We start from the raw sequence: 16,342 nt of genomic DNA on the forward strand, positions 1-16,342 counted from the left end.
TATGGAAAAAACGAGAGCAGTCATAATAGCAAACAGTAGTTCTTTTAAAGAATTTGAATACTATTTTTCTATAATTGAAATAGCGGAAGAATCGGTAAACAAAAAACCTGACGTTACCATCGATTGCTGTAAATCATTAATTGAAGGGGTTTCTAAAACAATATTGATTACGCTTGATAGCAACTATAACAAAAACAACAAGTTAGTTGATGGCGTAAAGGCATTAAAACTGTTTGACAAAGCTATAAAACTAATTTCAAAATATGACCAATCGTTGATTGGTAAGGAAACCGAATTTCTATCTAAATCAAGAGAATTGGTGGACACCATCATTAATATAAGGAATGATAGAGGCGAAATATCACACGGTAAATTCATTCCAAAGCCAAATGAAATAATTAGTACTTCTGAATTTGCCTTGTTCGTCATCAATTTAACGGATAGCATAGTTTCCTTTATGCTCAAAATTCTCTTTCAAATCGACATTCCAAAAACAGGAAGAATCGATTATGATGACGAAAAAATGGAAGAATACAACATTTGGCTTGATGACAGTACCGACTTTCCAATTAAGAAAGCAAAATATAGTCAGCTTCTTTACGAAAATGATTATGACGAATATGAAAGTAGATATTCAGACGAGTTTTTGAAAACAGATGAAACAGAAGAAGAAGTTGAAGAAGAAAAACCAATAGAAACTGAAGTGCCTGAAAAAGCAGTAGTTGAAGTCGAAAAGCCAAAAGAAGAAATAAAAAAATTGGTAAACACCTTTGATGAAGCCTCTTTTTGGGTTGAACAGACCACAGAGAAAGTGTCAACATTTGCCGAAACTGAAAATCTAAAAACAGGAGAACTAAAAAATCTGATAACCGACTATTTGTTTAGCGACAAAAAACCTTTGAGAGATGATGTTGCAATGGCAATGAATGAAAAACCAGCATTAAAGGATAAAGCAAAGATAATTGTTCCATTAACTGATAAAATTACCGCTTTTGCTGATAAATTAAAAAATACGACAGAGGAAGAAGAATGACCACACAACCAGAACAAATATTAGAAAACAACTTGGTTGTCCAATTAGAGAAATTGGGCTATAAAAAAGTGGTTATCAAAGAAGAAAAAGACTTATTGGCTAACCTTAAAAGTCAATTAGAAATTCATAATAAAACTACCCTTTGCGATAGTGATTTCAAACAAATTCTGAATTTCATAAATAAGGGCAATGTATTTGAACGTGCAAAGATTTTGCGAGACCGTGTTCCATATACAAATGACAAAGGCGAACATAAAACGGTTGAACTAATCAATCAAATTCATTGGTGTCAAAACGAATTTCAAGTTACCCAACAGGTAACTATGGAAGGAAAATACAAAAACCGTTATGATGTTACCATTTTAATAAACGGCTTGCCTTTGGTTCAAATTGAACTGAAAAGAAGAGGTTTAGAATTAAAAGAAGCATTTAACCAAACCAACAGATATGAACGTCATTCTTATTGGGCAGGACACGGCTTGTTTCAGTTCATTCAAATTTTTGTAATCAGTAATGGCGTAAACTCAAAATATTACGCTAACAGTCCAATAAAAGCACGTTCTTTTAAACAAACATTTTATTGGAGCGATGTAGAAAACAAACTGAATACACAACTTGCAACTTTTACCGATGTTTTTTTAGAGCCTTGCCACATTTCAAAAATGATTTGTAAATATGTGGTGCTTAACGAATCACAAAAAATATTGATGGTGCTTCGTCCATACCAATTTTATGCAGTAGAAGCAATTATTGAGCGAGTAAAAAGCACAACAAAATACGGTTACATTTGGCATACAACCGGTTCAGGAAAAACGTTGACTTCTTTTAAAACCGCTCAAATTTTAACCAACTTACCAAATGTCCATAAAGTTGTTTTTGTTGTTGACCGCAGAGATTTAGACTACCAAACAACCAAAGAATTTAATAGTTTTAGTAAAGGCAGTATTGACGGAACAAATAACACAAATACACTTGTAAAACAAATGGTTGGAGACAATAAACTGATTGTTACAACTATACAGAAATTAAATACTGCAATTAGCAAAAAAAGATATTTGAGCAGAATGGAAACGCTCAATGACAAACGTATTGTTTTCATATTTGACGAGTGTCATCGTTCTCAATTCGGCAAAACTCACGAAGACATTAAAAACTTCTTTACTAATTGCCAAATGTTCGGTTTTACAGGAACACCGATTTTTGAAAAAAATGCAGGAACAAATGAATTTGGAAAGCGAACAACGTCAATGCTTTTCGATAAAATTCTTCACAAATATGTTATTACAGATGCGATACGAGATGAAAACGTTTTAAAATTCTCAATCGAATATATAAGCACTTTTAAAAAGAAAGACCATATTTTAGATATTGATGTAGAAGCCATTGATGAAGCTGAAGTAATGAACGCACCAGAGCGTTTAAACAACATTACCGACTACATTATTACCAATCATAATCGTAAAACGCATAGTAGAGAATTTACGAGCATTTTTGCTGTTTCCGGTATTGATACATTAATCGAATATTATAAATTATTTCATCAGAAAAAGGAAGAAGGAAACCATAATTTACGTTTAGCAACCATATTTTCATATCAATCAAACGAGGACGATAAAGATGCAGTTGGCAGTTTTATCGATGATGAATTTTTAATGGCTGCCGAACCACAAGCAGAATATGGCAACCAACATTCAAGAGATTATCTCGAAGACTTTATTGGTCATTACAACAAACAGTTTAGCACAAATTTTACTACAAAAGACAGTAAGAGTTTTTACAACTATTACAATGACGTTGCAAAGCGAGTTAAGCACAAACAAATTGACGTTCTGTTAGTCGTTAATATGTTTCTAACAGGATTTGACAGTAAGTCATTGAACACGCTTTATGTTGACAAAAACCTTAAATATCACGGATTAATTCAAGCATATTCTCGAACAAATCGAATTTTAAACGAATTAAAATCGCAAGGAAATATTGTTTGTTTTAGAAACCTAAAAGGTGCGACAGACGAAGCAATTTCACTTTTTTCAAACATCAATGCGAAAGATGAAATCATAATGCAACCTTATGAAGAATACGTTGCAAAATTTAATCAGGCATTTATTGCATTGTTACAAATTGCACCAACAGTAAACAGCGTAAACGACCTTCCGAGCGAAGAAGAAGAATTAGAATTCATAAAAGCGTTTAGAGAGTTAATGCGTTTAAAAAATGTATTGGCAACCTTTACCGAATTTGATTTTGTTGACCTGTCAATGGACGAGCAAAATTTTGAAGATTACAAATCCAAATATCTTGACCTTTATGACAAAGCAAAATCGGCTCATTTAAAAGAGAAAGTTTCTATTCTTCAAGATGTGGACTTTGAATTAGAATTAATCCATAGAGATGAAATCAACGTTACCTACATTTTAAAGTTGTTGGCAAAACTGAAAGATGCAGACGCAGAAGAGCAAGACAGACAGAAAAAAGCGATTTTGGAATTATTGGCAGGAGATGCACAAATGCGTAGTAAACGAGAATTAATCGAGCGATTTATTCAAGAAAACTTACCACATATAGAGGATTCGGACAATGTGCCAGACGAGTTTGCGAACTATTGGAGTATAGAAAGGCTGTCAGCAATTGAAAATTTAAGTAACGAAGAGAACCTGAATTCCGAAAAGCTGCAAGAAGTTATCGGGAATTATTTATTTACCGAAAAGAAACCATTGCGAGACGAAATTATTGGAATGTTGAATGAAAAACCAAGCTTAAAGGAAAGGAAAACAATAGCGGAAAGAGTAACGGAAAAAATAATCGGATTCGTGGAAACATTTATTAGTGGAATAACGAGACCATAAAAAGCTTCCTCATAATTTTGTAATATCTAAGTAAAGAGAAAATAAGATTTTCAAACAAATGAAAGCTACAATGTATCTATGTAGAATTTAATTATTTTGAAGGCATCAGAAAATTGCAAAATCATTTTCCACAACTTAATATTATTATCTTTACTATCCGATTTTATTTGAATTAATGTCCGAAACAAACCGTATAGAATATAAACGAGAGCTTACCGATGGACTTGAAAAAGAGGTCATAGCTTTTCTGAACTACCGCGAAGGTGGCATTCTATATATAGGTATTGACAAGGAAGGGAATACTTATGGTTTAGCAGATGCTGATGGCGACCAATTGAAAATTAAGGATAGACTTAAAAATAATATCCGTCCTTCAGCACTTGGTTTGTTCGATATTGTGAGTGAAGAAAAAGATGGCAATGACATTCTAAAAATCATTGTGGCCAGCGGTCCAGAAAAACCATATCATCTTAAAAAATATGGGATGAGTGAAAAGGGATGTTTCGTTCGTTTAGGTTCAGCAGCCGAACCGATGCCACAAAAAATGATTGATGAGCTGTTTGCTAAACGTACCCGAAATTCCATTAGTAAAATTAGAGCTAGTCGACAGGATTTGAGCTTTAGCCAGTTGAAAATTTACTACGAGGAATCGGGATATACCCTCGGCAAAGCATTTTCAAAGAATTTAGAATTACTGACTGAAGATGGCGCGTTCAATTATGCCGCCTATCTTTTGGCAGATAAAAACAATATCTCTATTAAGGTTGCTAAGTATTCTGGCATAACCCGAACAGACTTAATAGAAAGCAACGAATACGGTCACGAATGTTTGGTAAAAGCTACTAAACAAGTAATAGATAAAATTGCAGTTGAGAACAGAACTACAACAAAAATCACATCGAAAGAAAGGCAACAGGCTAATCTTTGGAATCCCATTGCGTTGCGCGAGGCAATCATTAATGCCTTTGTCCATAATGACTACACGAATGAGATAACACCAAAATTTGAAATCTTTAGTGATAGAATTGAAATCACTTCGGCAGGTAGTCTGCCGGAAGGATTGAGCAAGCAAGAATTTTTTGAAGGTTTTTCAGTCCCACGTAACAAAGAACTAATGCGTATTTATAAGGATTTGGAACTGGTTGAGCAATTGGGTTCTGGTATACCTCGTATTTTAGGACATTACGGAAAAGAAAGTTTTAGTTTTTCTGATAATTTCCTAAGAATGACTTTTATTGCTAAAGAAGCTGTTGTTGAAGAAGGTGGTCAAATAGGTGGTGTAAAGGGTGGTCAAGAAGGTGGTGTAATAGGTGGTGCAATAGGTGGTGTAATTGATTCAACTGAGGCTCTAACTAAAAGACAAAAAGAAGTGCTTAAACTTATTGCTACAAATCCTTCAATAACCTATAATGAAATAGCCGAAGTTTTAAGTATTAATGAATCTGCTGTTGGCAAACATATTACAGCTATCAAGAATAAAGGTTTTTTGGTACGCCAAGGCGATACACGAGGCTATTGGAAAATCAATCTCGACGAAAACTAAATATTTAAAATAGAGTTCTTTTAAAACGGCCCTTTTTCCCTAGGCCCTTTGCTAGTCACTTTCCATTGGTCATTTTCTTTTACCAATTTGAAAATACCAGATTTCCCGTCATAGGTCGTGCTGTATTTTACCCAGGCAATTTCCCCATCAATGGCTTCATCTAAAATTTCTACTTTGATTTCATTATCGGAATCTGGCAACATATTTTGAACCGTAATTAAACTGGCATAGCCTTCTGATGTAGTATGTTTTTTTAGTGCAGATTCATCCTTAGAGAAAAAACTTTCGGCAACAATTTGTGCGGTTTCTGTATGAGACATATTCTTGTTTCCTGAACAAGAAATGAATAAAAGTACGAGTGAGCAAATGACGATTTTTTTCATAACAATTTTAATTTGGGTTATTGATATACTTATGCGATACCTTCAATTTTAAATCCCTTTCCCCATTTTTCTCATTCAGCTCAACCACTAATCTACGGTCATTACTTATTGAAAATTTAGGCATTACATATACTAATCTTGCAACTTTACCAGCTGCTATTCTAGACGGTACGTTGTGCTTAAAAATGGTTTCTTGAAACAGCTTTTGTAACGATTTCCTTTTGCCTTTTTGTCTTGTTTCTAGCGAGAGATTTAAGAAATTTAAGTCGTAATCCAAACTCGATTTATTCTCAATCTGGATAACAAAGTAGAGTTCTTCCTTATCAAAAACTATATTCTCAACACTCAAAACGATGCTTTCATTTCGTTTTTGTATCGTACCTATTCGTTGCTTTCTTTCAAGAAGATAAGAGGAGAATTTTGTGTAGTAAAATGTGCTGTTATCTACTAAATTTTCAACTTCAGTTACTTCGGTAGTGTCAATGATGATAGGTTTTTCATTGCCTATACTACTTGATTGTGATACGAAATAATTGAGCTTCGATAGCTGCTTTCTATATCTTACAATATACGAAAAAATCGCACCATTTCTATTGATTATCAGTAAATTACTTTCTTTCCCAGGGGTTGCCTGAAGTAATCCGAAATATTGTTCTTTTTCACGATTGTAGGTAAAGACAAAATTATCCGAACCAGTTACACCTTGGCGAATAGGTTCTGGAAAAAATAGTGCAACGTTTTTAGTGTCGTTTGCGTAAATGGTATCAAGTACTTGTGTTTCTTGTGCGTTAGCTTTCGCGAAAGCGGAAATAATGAGAGCTGAAATAATAATATACTTTTTCATAAAAGTGCGTTTTAAATGCCCAATATGGGCTTATAACTTAGGTTTTAGAATTAATCTGTAATTGTTCAATACGGTTACTTTTATGTTTCGATTGTTACGTCTGAACACTTTTGTAATTCCGCCTACTTGTGGAACAGTAGGTATATTGATGTCGCCAATAATATCATCTATAACTTCGGTAGTAACTTCTGCCCGAAAGTTGTTTTGTACATAGATGCCCTCACTACCATCCGATAAATCGAAGGCTTTGAGTTTGGTGGGATGATGCTTTATATTTTCAATTTCAATTAAAGCTCGATTGGGCTGAAAGCTTATAAATCCAAAAACTGGTGTGTTCTTTGGCATCAATTTTTTATTGATTGTTGCAGCTTTGGTAAGGCGCATTCGCAATCTGGTATTTGCTTTCACAATTTGGTCGCCATCGACAACCACATAAATGGTTTCATCTGTATTGCCAATAATCGAAACTTCGTTTGGTTTCGGCGAAGCAGCAAAGAACAGTTGATGTTCCAAGCCCAATTCTTTAGTTTCTATTTTTTGTTCTCTTTTGATATCGGCTGAGTCTATTTGCTGTGCAGTATTTTGAGTGATTTTCTTTTGCCCAAAGCTCTGGTGTCGCTTTTCGGAATATTGAATTTTGCCAGCCTCGTAAATACTATCTACGATACGTTTCTTTTTCTGTTCTGGTAGATCAGGATTGTAAAGACCTGTTGAATCCAAAAATTTTTCATCGTAGATGCTAGGCGCATTATTTTCACGCACTTCTTTTAAATCATTGATAGCATCCAGTTTAGAATCATACTCTTTTTGGTTTTCATCTAAATCTGGCACTAAAGTCTGTTCAAGATTTTCATTTTCACTTTTATCATCGCCCATAACCATCATAGAATAGGAAATTAGGAATATGAAAATCACGACTAATACCGCTGCAAATACTATTTTATTCTTTTCTACTTTCATAATCGTGGTTTTTTTAATTGCCAATTATCGGCTCAATTTTCATCGTTTAATTTTTTTAAGGTGTTCTCGAAATAGTTTGTAATCAACAATCCGTGCGGATTGTTTGGAAAGTTTCGGTCTACTGGAATTAAGTTTCCACTAGAAACAAGTTCATAAGTGTCTATTATTGAACCTCTATTTATTTCAAATACGGTAACAGTTCTAAAGACATATGTTCCGTTTTGTTCTTCGATTTGTGAGTCTATGTTCAGCACTTTCTGAACTAGCGAGTATTGTAGCAATCGGTTATAGACACCATCTGCCTTTTTCTGGCGATATAAATTATCTAAAGAACTATTCCCCAACCAAAGTGCCTTTTCAAGATTGCGTTCATAATTACTGGCATCAATGTTATAGAAGTAGTTGTGGAACAGGTCTAAATGTGCCAAAGCTTCAACCCTAAAATTTTCTTTTTGGGTAACGAGCTTCAGCGGAATAATGCTACCATCAGTATTGATGGCAAAGGCACTATTAAGAGCTTCTTTATTTGTCTTGAATGCCATCCATAATGAAAAGGTACTAGAGAGCATCGCAAAAATGACAACTGCCAACACGATAAGCCTGTTCAACTTTAGGACGTTGTATATATTCTGGTACGGTGTTTTCATATTTTAAATTTTTAATCTGCCTTAGGCAGTAAATAATCTGAGGGTAAACGAGGTGGCGCGTTTGTATAGTTTGAATTTGAGAAAAACAATAAAACCAACTGACCCAAGCTGCACCACAGGTGCAAAAAAGCCCTGGCCAACATCAGTTCCAAAAAGGTTTGTCCAGAAATTAGTATTGATTTCCGTATAGAGGGCATTTACAAACACATTGACCAAAAAGAATGCCGGCACCAACATATAAACCGCAGCGTACAATTTGAAAAAGGTATAGGCAAGCGAACGGAACTTTTCAAAAACTGCCAAGCTTATAACCAATGGGAAAAAGGCTTGCATTATGCCCAATAGAAAATAACGTTCTGCTAAGAAAAGTGGATAAATGAACAAATCTAAAATCCAAAGAAAAAGGCTAATGATGAATGCAAATATTTTAAATCCGTAGAGTGGTGTTACTAAAGCTTCATATAATAGCGTCATAGCAGCTTGTGCAACCTCAATGATACTAACGTCCTCTTCAATGGGAATATCCTGCATCTGTAAGGGCAATAATGCTGGTGCTGTGCCACGATATTGCGCTTCTATGGAAACTAAGATACTATCAAAGAAACCGAGTACTTGTGTGGAAAATATGACCAGAAGAACAATTGCAAAATTCTTCATCAAGTCCCCAGGACTCAATCCCCAAGTGTAACCATCTTTATCCGCAATACCTTCATTATATTTTTTAAGGATATTGATTAAAAAGAACAGAACAGCAAGCGTTTTCATTCCGGCAATAGTGTATTGCGAAAAACTGCTGTTCTGTATGGTTTGAAACACCGCATCGATGTATTCTAGCCCAATCCCTAAAAATATGGCTGCGGTCATTTTTAGTATTCTGTTTCTCTGTTATTTACTTTATCCTGCATTTTTCTGAAGGAAATAATATCTCTGTAGCGTTTCGTTTTTGTCTGGATATTGGAAACCATTTGCTTTGATTCCAGCTCTTTTTCCTTTAAAACTTCAGCACGTTCAGCATCCGACATTTTTAGATTATCACTAGATAAGATTTCGCCCATAAAGTCAACGGTGTCCAAAGAATTTTGGACTATGGCATTAAATGATTCCGCAACCCGTGTAACTTCCTCGGGTTTGATGTAAGGCGAGTTTAAAATATCCTGTAAGTCGTTTTGCATTACATTGATAAGGCGTTGATTGTTGGCTGCTATTTCTTCAACTGCCCTAAGTTGTTGGACAACACTTGATACTTTCTCGATTGCCTCTTTCGCATCTTTTAGGAATTTTACAGACTTAATCATTTGAGCTGTCTGCTTACCTGATTCTACGAGTTGTTTTACCAAACTGATAAAATTGGTATTGTCATAAGTTGGCATTCCCTGAGCGGTTGCACCGCTAGGCAATAAAATGGCAATCGTGAAGATTAGCCCGAATACGAATGTTTTGATTTTTGTCTTCATAATATTATGTTTTAGATGTGAATTGAATTATTGCTTTTTCCATATTATGATGCTCATTGTAGAGCTTCATTATTTCCTCGTTTTCCAGTCCATCGGTTAGGTAGGCTGCATATACTTCCTTCGGAACTTCAAGCCTAAAAATGTTGCTTTCCTTTCCTATTTTGATGAACATTTCGGTATACTTTCGTGGACCGGAAAGATTGTTTTTGATGGACTTTAATTGGTTTAAATCGTGGCTAGATAGATTGAGTCGTTTGACCAATTCGTCATATCCTTTTTCGTTGTTCAGGCTATAAATGACCTGCGTATTTTCTAGTATACTGGCTGATGTTGAATTATTTGGAAGCTGATTAATAGATTGAAGAATAATCCCAATCGCACCATTCTGTTTACGAATGGCTTGATAGTAGAATTCAACACTTTCCAAAACGTTATCAAACTTTAGTTGTTTGGCGAACTCATCGAATAAGATGATGCCTTTTTCAGCTCTGTTTTTCCAAATGGTTCTTTGGATGGCAGACTTAATCAGTTTCAACATTACGGACAAGATTTCTTTGTTATCCTTGACTTCATCAAGTTCAAAAACAATCAATCGTTTGTCTTCAATTTTATAGGTCTGGTCTTCGCTAACTTCAAAAAGGAAACTGTATAGACCATCGCCGACGTATTCTGACATTACATGCAAAAAACTCGTGACATTGAAATAGTCGGGATGGATTTTTAGGTCATCAAGAAGTTTTTCTTGATTCCTTTCTATAAAGTTGTAAAAACCTTCGAGGGAATGATGCTCTGATAAGCTATCGTAATAGTGACGTAATATTTTTTTGACGGAAACAGATTGTGTCTTGGTCACTTTTAAATCTGAAGCAAACAGTTCAAACAGGAAAACGGACAAATCTTCCAACCGTTCAGGCGTCAAATCTTTTACATCGCTGATGTAAAAAGGATTAATGCCTAAGTTCTTTCCACTTTCATAACGAAGCACGGTATATTTTTCAGGATAAAGCTTTGCGAATTTGGTGTAAGAACCACCCAAGTCGATGATGACCAGACGGACACCACTTTCAAAATATTGACGTAGAATATTATTGGCTAAAAACGACTTGCCTTCGCCTGTTGGGGCAAAAATGGCAAAGTTTCGTGCCTTGATGCGCTTCTTGCGCTCGTCCCAAACATCCTTTAGAACAGGAACATTATGTTCTCTATCATTAAAGATGATTCCGGTAGCATCTGAATTGTAATTGGTGTTATTAATAAACAGGCAAAGTGCGTGTTTTAAATCTGTTACATATAAATCGTTATTTGAAAAATTGGAAGAAAAACAGCAATAACTATTTAGTATATAGTTCTTCCGTTCCTCACCTCTAGGATAGTATGGAATGATATCCAGTTCCTTAAATTCGGTCTTTATTTTAGAACCGATTCTACTTAAGTTTTCTGGATTCTTATCCCAGTATACTATGTTTAAATGACCACGAATAATACGGGCATTATCATCCGCATTGATTTGGTCTAGTATGTGCTGAATTTTACCGAGGACTACTTTATTCTGTGAACCGAAGTTGGAACTTTTGTTGAGTTCTTCAACTTTCTTATCGAGCAGCTTGCGCCACTTCTGTTTGTCATCCAAATAAAGGATTTGGTTGACAATATGATTTTCGTTAAGCGTAAGCCCTAAGCCATCAATAAACCCTTGATGAAATACAAAATCGTCAGAAGTGAATTTCTCATTGGTCTTGCTACTCTGTACACTTTCGCCAAAGCACAGTTCGCTATTGATGGCAAGGGCATCAAAATGGTTTTCGCCAATATTGACGCTTTTTTTATCTAATATGATATCAGTATCAAATCCATCATTAAAGCCATTGAAATAGCCATTGGTCAACTGCTGTATGTCGCGAGCGTTGAGCGAAACAAAGGTCATTTTACGGCTATTGTTTATAAAGGAAACGGAATCACTAACAGCACCGATGAAGCTCGTAACGTTGTCATCTAATTGTTGTACAATTCCTTTGGAAACTTTGCGGAAGGGATTGACATATTTTGAATTATTCAGCGCTTTGTTTTTAGTAAGCGTAAAGAATAAAAAGCAACGATGTTCCATATACTCACGCCCTTTAAAGTGGTCGTGTGTTGCTTTTTCTAAAAACGTTGTATTGGGAAGTGCTTCTGAAGTGTATGTTTTTTTAAGATATACATCTTGTTTTTGCACTACCGTTCCAATAGGCAATGATTTCAAGGCCTGAAACCAAGCACCGTGTATGTCCTCAAAGTCTTTTTCGGATAGTGAATAAATTTCTGGTAGTGTTCCTTCATAGCATAGGACGACATTGCCATTATTGGCAAATATGATATTGTCTTGAATATCCGTAATAGGGTTATATGCTGAAAGATTAATCTTGTTCATAATCGAAGCCAGAATTTCTTTTGTTACTTATTATTTTAGGGAAGGCTTTAGCTGTTTGAAAAAGTTGTGGATTATTAGCCATCCTTGTAAGAGCGATGTATAAGGCTGCATTAAAAACCATAACACCTATTATCATTAAGAAACTGAATGAAAAAATGATGATTAATAACGAAGCAAGAATCGCAACCATCATTAATGCAAACAAGGAAATAGGCAACCCAAAAATGACCGCCCGTTTCCTGATGTTTTTATAGACCTCAAACTTCTTCATAGTTACACTACGATTCCGATTAAGTATGTGAAGATGCCGACTACTGCACCAGCAATCAAAACAAATACTAGTACTCTAGTAATTCCTTTTTTAAGGTCTGCATTTTCCCCAAAGAAATGTCCTGCATTAAACAGAAAGCCAACTAGGAAAATGACACCTAATAAAATCGGAAAAATAGTTCTGATAGTGTCGCCAACATCATTAACTGAATCTTCAATACCACCAATTTGAGCAAAAAGCGATGTTGAGAGCAACGATAAAAAAGTTGCTAAGTAGATTGATTTTTTCATAATAAAACTGTTTAGATTTTTTATTCATTTTCTCTTTCTGAAATTTACATATATTTGCGTATAAATAACTGAAAATCAAATATTTGTGAATAAAATATTATTTGAATTCAATTGAATTTAATTGCTATTATTTGGCATCAAATTCTATGAATTTTTGAAGGAAAATTGTTGATAACCTGAAAATTGAAAATGAAAAAAGTGCTGAAAAACGTCAGTTTTGTGATTTTGGTTCTTAAAATGTGCATCGTTTTTGGTCAAGAACCAACTGCTCAAAAACGAATTTTAATTGACGTTGGACACGGTGGAAAAGATGCTGGCGCCATAGGCATAAATGGCATCCAAGAAAAAGAGGTTGTATTGGATATTGCAAACGCCATTTTAAATCTTAATAATCAATTGGATAAACCTCTTGATATTTATTTGACCAGGTATAAAGACACCTTAATTTCCTTATCGGATAGAACGAAGCTGGCAAAAACTTTAAAAGCTGATTTGTTTGTGTCTTTACATTGTAATCATTCCGATAATCCAAATGCAAGGGGTATTGAGGTTTATGCTTTGAGAAAACAAGAAAGGTACTCGAAGGAATCGGTATTTGCAGGCTATAAAATTGAAAGAGCCCTTTGTAAAACAATAGGCTATGAAAGTAGAGGTATGAAGTTTGCCAACTTTCAGGTGCTGAGGGAAACGACAGAGTATTGTCCTGCGATACTGATGGAATTGGGTTTTTTAAGCAATGTAGATGAAGCTCAGTATTTAATGAGAAAAGAAAATGTGCTCGCCATTGCACTATCAATTTTAAAGAAATTATAAATTAAAAAATGAGATTATGAAAGAAATGTTTACGGAAGTGATAATGAGTATAAAGAATATACTCTTAAAAACTTTATTAGAGATTAAAATATTAGTTACTGGGCTTTGGAAACACTAAAAGCTCGTTGGATTATGAAAAAGGCTTTTCATTTTTAAGAAATCTCAAAAAAAATGATACATTAGGAAAATGCAAACCGAAGAAGAAATTCTAAAAATAAAAAAGGTAAAAAATACCGCAGTCCGAACTGTGGTTTTACGTCATCTATTAAGCCTAGAAAAAGCTCAATCATTAAAGGACATTGAAAACGCATTAGCCTACACAGACAGAAGTTCTATTTTTCGGACACTAAAGACATTTGAGGAAAACAAGATTATTCACAGCATCGAAGATGGTTCAGGAATGACAAAATACGCAGTTTGTGCAGAAGGTTGTAACTGCGACCCAAAAGATTTGCACTATCATTTTTATTGTACAAACTGTGATAAAACATTCTGCCTTTTTGATGTTCCCATTCCCAAAATTCAACTTCCTGAAAACTTCAAATTACAACAGGCAAATATGGTTGTAAAAGGTTTATGCGACAATTGCAACAAATAATCTTTGCAATCGAGTTGCACTAAAAGCAATTTACATTTGTACTATTCTTAAAAACAGAATTAGCAGATGGTAAAAGCATTTTCAACTTCATTATTTTTCGTTATATCATTTATTTCTTTTGCACAGAACAGCGATATTTCTATTTTCATTACAGATTCAGAAACCAACCAGCCATTACTTGGAGCAACAGTTTATTTCGAAGAGCTTGAAAAAGGAGCGGTTACCGATTTTGACGGAATCGCAACGTTCACAGAAATTCCAGACGGAAACCATATTATCAAAATTTCATACGTAGGTTTCAAAACCATAGAAACAACTATTGAAGTTGGTACAAAAAAAGTTTTTTCATTCAAACTCGAATCGGGAGGGAATGAATTGGATGAAGTCGTTATTCAATCTTCAAGAAGTACTCGAACGGTTAGAAAAATTCCCACGAGAATTGAATTTATTGGAGCGGAAGAATTAAGCGAAAAAGCAGTAATGAATCCGACCAATATTTCAATGGTGCTTCGAGAAAGTACAGGAATACAAATGCAACAAACCTCGTTAAGTAGTGGTAACACCAACATTAGAATTCAAGGACTCGATGGACGATACACACAACTTTTGAGAGATGGATTTCCTTTGTATGGTGGGTTTTCCAGCGGTTTGAGTATTTTACAAATTCCACCTTTAGACTTGCAACAATTTGAAATAATTAAAGGAAGTTCATCAACACTATATGGTGGTGGAGCTATTGCAGGTTTGATAAATATGGTTTCAAAAACACCTGACGAAGAACCTGCATTGGATATTATGTTAACCCAAACACAAGCTTTGGGAAGTACAGCGAATGTATTTTACAGTAAACGGAACGAAAAGGTTGGGATTTCTCTATACGGTTCTGGTCATTACCAAAAAGTGTACGACCCAGAAGATGATGGTTTTAGTAATTTGCCACAAACTACTTCTATTTCATTCAACCCCAAGTTTTTTTATTATCCATCCGAGAAAACAACATTTTGGATTGGACTAAATGGAACGTATGACGACAGAATTGGTGGCGACATAACAAAAATTGAAAGTGGCGAAAATGGAATTCATCAATATACAGAAGAAAATATTTCTAAAAGGTTGAGCAGTCAAGCGGTTTATGAAACAAAGATAGATTCCGTGAGTTCATTAAACATCAAAAATAGCATCTCATTTTTCGATAGAAAATTGTCTATTCCCGATTTCAGTTTTGACGGTAAACAAACCAATACATTTACGGAAATTAACTATCAAAAGGCATCTAAAAAAACCGATTGGATTTTGGGTGCAAATTTGTACACATCAAATTTCGATGAAAATGATAATTCACAATTACAACGTGACCAAACAGATGTTACGTATGGAACATTTGTAAACAACATCTACGATATTTCAGATAATTGGATTTTAGAAACGGGTTTAAGAGCAGACTACAATACCGATTTCGGGTTTTTTCCACTTCCAAAAGTTTCATTACTTTATAAAAAAAACGACAGCGGATTTTCAAGCAGAATTGGTGGCGGATTAGGTTACAAAATACCAGATATTTTTACCGAAGAGGCTGAATTTATAAACTTTGAAAATGTTCTCGCCATAGATAAATCAGCACTTAAAGCAGAACGGTCTTATGGTGTTAATTTTGATGTCAACTACCAAACGAGGTTATTTGAAACTGTAGGTTTTTCTATTAATCAGCTTTTTTATGTAACAGCAATTAACAACGGTTTGCTATTGAATAGTACGAATAACGGTTTGTTTGCATTTGAAAATGCAACCGATGAAATTTTGAGTAAAGGATTAGAGACCAACATAAAGTTTACTTATAAAGATTTTAGATGGTTTTTAAATTACGCTCTTATAGACACTAAATTGAACTATTTGGCTGGAAATCCTCAAAAGCCTTTAACCGCAAAACACAATGCAGGAAGTGTGTTGATGTACGAATCTGAAAAATGGCGAATAGGTTACGAAACTTTTTACACAGGAAAACAATTTTCGTCTAATGGCACAGAAACCACAGATTTTGTTACGATGGGTTTTGTGGCAATGCGTAATTTTAAATGGGGAACAATTTTCACGAATTTTGAAAACTTTACGGACAGAAGACAAAGCAGGTTTTCACCTTTGGTTTTGCCACCACACGACAATCCAGTATTTCCCGAAATTTATGCACCAACAGATGGATTTATTCTTAGCGTAGGAGTAATTATTAAACCTTTTGGAAACGAAGATGACGACTAA

General features: G+C 34.6%; 15 protein-coding genes. 6 read left to right on the top strand and 9 right to left on the bottom strand.

What is annotated here, in order from left to right:
- Window position 1 precedes the first annotated feature (1 nt).
- The 3 genes from BW936_RS03965 to BW936_RS03975 all read left to right on the top strand — a co-directional run bounded on the left by BW936_RS03965 (window position 2) and on the right by BW936_RS03975 (window position 5,422).
- A complete protein-coding gene (locus BW936_RS03965) occupies window positions 2–1,033 on the top strand; it encodes an abortive infection family protein (protein WP_076547013.1) in 1,032 nt (343 codons plus the stop codon).
- Window positions 1,030–3,879: a type I restriction endonuclease subunit R gene (locus BW936_RS03970; RefSeq protein ID WP_076547014.1), complete on the top strand. Its 2,850-nt coding sequence runs from the start codon at window positions 1,030–1,032 to the stop codon at window positions 3,877–3,879. The genes BW936_RS03965 and BW936_RS03970 overlap by 4 nt, the downstream gene beginning before the upstream one ends.
- Window positions 3,880–4,054: 175 nt before the next feature.
- Window positions 4,055–5,422 (top strand): RNA-binding domain-containing protein, encoded by a 1,368-nt coding sequence (locus BW936_RS03975; protein WP_076547015.1) that lies wholly within the window; start codon window positions 4,055–4,057, stop codon window positions 5,420–5,422.
- A gap of 20 nt (window positions 5,423–5,442) precedes the next feature.
- Here the strand turns inward: BW936_RS03975 and BW936_RS03980 are convergent, their stop codons facing one another.
- From BW936_RS03980 to BW936_RS04020, 9 genes are read right to left on the bottom strand one after another with little or no spacing between them, the layout of a single operon-like run.
- Window positions 5,443–5,805: a hypothetical protein gene (locus BW936_RS03980; RefSeq protein WP_076547016.1), complete on the bottom strand. Its 363-nt coding sequence runs from the start codon at window positions 5,803–5,805 to the stop codon at window positions 5,443–5,445.
- A gap of 7 nt (window positions 5,806–5,812) precedes the next feature.
- Window positions 5,813–6,649 (bottom strand): DUF4138 domain-containing protein, encoded by an 837-nt coding sequence (locus BW936_RS03985; RefSeq protein ID WP_076547017.1) that lies wholly within the window; start codon window positions 6,647–6,649, stop codon window positions 5,813–5,815.
- 30 nt (window positions 6,650–6,679) lie between these two features.
- The gene (traM, locus tag BW936_RS03990) at window positions 6,680–7,609 is read right to left on the bottom strand and encodes a conjugative transposon protein TraM (RefSeq protein WP_076547018.1); all 930 of its coding nucleotides are present in this window, start codon (window positions 7,607–7,609) and stop codon (window positions 6,680–6,682) included.
- A 32-nt stretch (window positions 7,610–7,641) separates the two neighbouring features.
- On the bottom strand, window positions 7,642–8,256 hold the full coding sequence (locus BW936_RS03995) for a conjugal transfer protein TraK (RefSeq protein WP_076547019.1): 615 nt from the start codon (window positions 8,254–8,256) through the stop codon (window positions 7,642–7,644).
- 21 nt (window positions 8,257–8,277) lie between these two features.
- Window positions 8,278–9,120 (bottom strand): hypothetical protein, encoded by an 843-nt coding sequence (locus BW936_RS04000; RefSeq protein WP_076547020.1) that lies wholly within the window; start codon window positions 9,118–9,120, stop codon window positions 8,278–8,280.
- A 2-nt stretch (window positions 9,121–9,122) separates the two neighbouring features.
- A complete protein-coding gene (locus tag BW936_RS04005) occupies window positions 9,123–9,710 on the bottom strand; it encodes a conjugal transfer protein (protein WP_076547021.1) in 588 nt (195 codons plus the stop codon).
- A gap of 4 nt (window positions 9,711–9,714) precedes the next feature.
- Entirely contained in the window at window positions 9,715–12,117 is a 2,403-nt protein-coding gene (locus BW936_RS04010) for a TraG family conjugative transposon ATPase (protein ID WP_076547022.1), read from the bottom strand.
- Complete coding sequence (locus tag BW936_RS04015) at window positions 12,104–12,388, bottom strand: hypothetical protein (protein WP_076547023.1); 285 nt, start codon at window positions 12,386–12,388, stop codon at window positions 12,104–12,106. The genes BW936_RS04010 and BW936_RS04015 overlap by 14 nt, the downstream gene beginning before the upstream one ends.
- Window positions 12,389–12,390: 2 nt before the next feature.
- On the bottom strand, window positions 12,391–12,678 hold the full coding sequence (locus BW936_RS04020) for a hypothetical protein (protein WP_073243663.1): 288 nt from the start codon (window positions 12,676–12,678) through the stop codon (window positions 12,391–12,393).
- Between the two features lie 189 nt (window positions 12,679–12,867).
- On the opposite strand from BW936_RS04020, the gene BW936_RS04025 reads away from it, so the two are divergent.
- From BW936_RS04025 to BW936_RS04035, 3 genes are all read left to right on the top strand, one after another.
- A complete protein-coding gene (locus tag BW936_RS04025) occupies window positions 12,868–13,491 on the top strand; it encodes an N-acetylmuramoyl-L-alanine amidase family protein (protein WP_076547024.1) in 624 nt (207 codons plus the stop codon).
- A gap of 187 nt (window positions 13,492–13,678) precedes the next feature.
- Window positions 13,679–14,089 carry a Fur family transcriptional regulator gene (locus BW936_RS04030; protein WP_076547025.1) on the top strand — a complete coding sequence of 137 codons (411 nt, stop codon included), beginning with the start codon at window positions 13,679–13,681 and terminating at the stop codon, window positions 14,087–14,089.
- A 66-nt stretch (window positions 14,090–14,155) separates the two neighbouring features.
- Window positions 14,156–16,342, top strand: a complete 2,187-nt coding sequence (locus tag BW936_RS04035) for a TonB-dependent receptor (RefSeq protein ID WP_076547026.1) — start codon at window positions 14,156–14,158, stop codon at window positions 16,340–16,342.

Source organism: Maribacter ulvicola (assembly GCF_900155985.1).
In the GTDB taxonomy this organism is placed as follows: domain Bacteria; phylum Bacteroidota; class Bacteroidia; order Flavobacteriales; family Flavobacteriaceae; genus Maribacter; species Maribacter ulvicola.

Coding starts and splice junctions, on each gene's coding strand:
- BW936_RS03965 (WP_076547013.1), top strand. CDS start 2: ATGGAAAAAACGAGAGCAGTCATAATAGCAAACAGTAGTTCTTTTAAA.
- BW936_RS03970 (WP_076547014.1), top strand. CDS start 1,030: ATGACCACACAACCAGAACAAATATTAGAAAACAACTTGGTTGTCCAA.
- BW936_RS03975 (WP_076547015.1), top strand. CDS start 4,055: ATGTCCGAAACAAACCGTATAGAATATAAACGAGAGCTTACCGATGGA.
- BW936_RS03980 (WP_076547016.1), bottom strand. CDS start 5,805: ATGAAAAAAATCGTCATTTGCTCACTCGTACTTTTATTCATTTCTTGT.
- BW936_RS03985 (WP_076547017.1), bottom strand. CDS start 6,649: ATGAAAAAGTATATTATTATTTCAGCTCTCATTATTTCCGCTTTCGCG.
- traM (WP_076547018.1), bottom strand. CDS start 7,609: ATGAAAGTAGAAAAGAATAAAATAGTATTTGCAGCGGTATTAGTCGTG.
- BW936_RS03995 (WP_076547019.1), bottom strand. CDS start 8,256: ATGAAAACACCGTACCAGAATATATACAACGTCCTAAAGTTGAACAGG.
- BW936_RS04000 (WP_076547020.1), bottom strand. CDS start 9,120: ATGACCGCAGCCATATTTTTAGGGATTGGGCTAGAATACATCGATGCG.
- BW936_RS04005 (WP_076547021.1), bottom strand. CDS start 9,710: ATGAAGACAAAAATCAAAACATTCGTATTCGGGCTAATCTTCACGATT.
- BW936_RS04010 (WP_076547022.1), bottom strand. CDS start 12,117: ATGAACAAGATTAATCTTTCAGCATATAACCCTATTACGGATATTCAA.
- BW936_RS04015 (WP_076547023.1), bottom strand. CDS start 12,388: ATGAAGAAGTTTGAGGTCTATAAAAACATCAGGAAACGGGCGGTCATT.
- BW936_RS04020 (WP_073243663.1), bottom strand. CDS start 12,678: ATGAAAAAATCAATCTACTTAGCAACTTTTTTATCGTTGCTCTCAACA.
- BW936_RS04025 (WP_076547024.1), top strand. CDS start 12,868: ATGAAAAAAGTGCTGAAAAACGTCAGTTTTGTGATTTTGGTTCTTAAA.
- BW936_RS04030 (WP_076547025.1), top strand. CDS start 13,679: ATGCAAACCGAAGAAGAAATTCTAAAAATAAAAAAGGTAAAAAATACC.
- BW936_RS04035 (WP_076547026.1), top strand. CDS start 14,156: ATGGTAAAAGCATTTTCAACTTCATTATTTTTCGTTATATCATTTATT.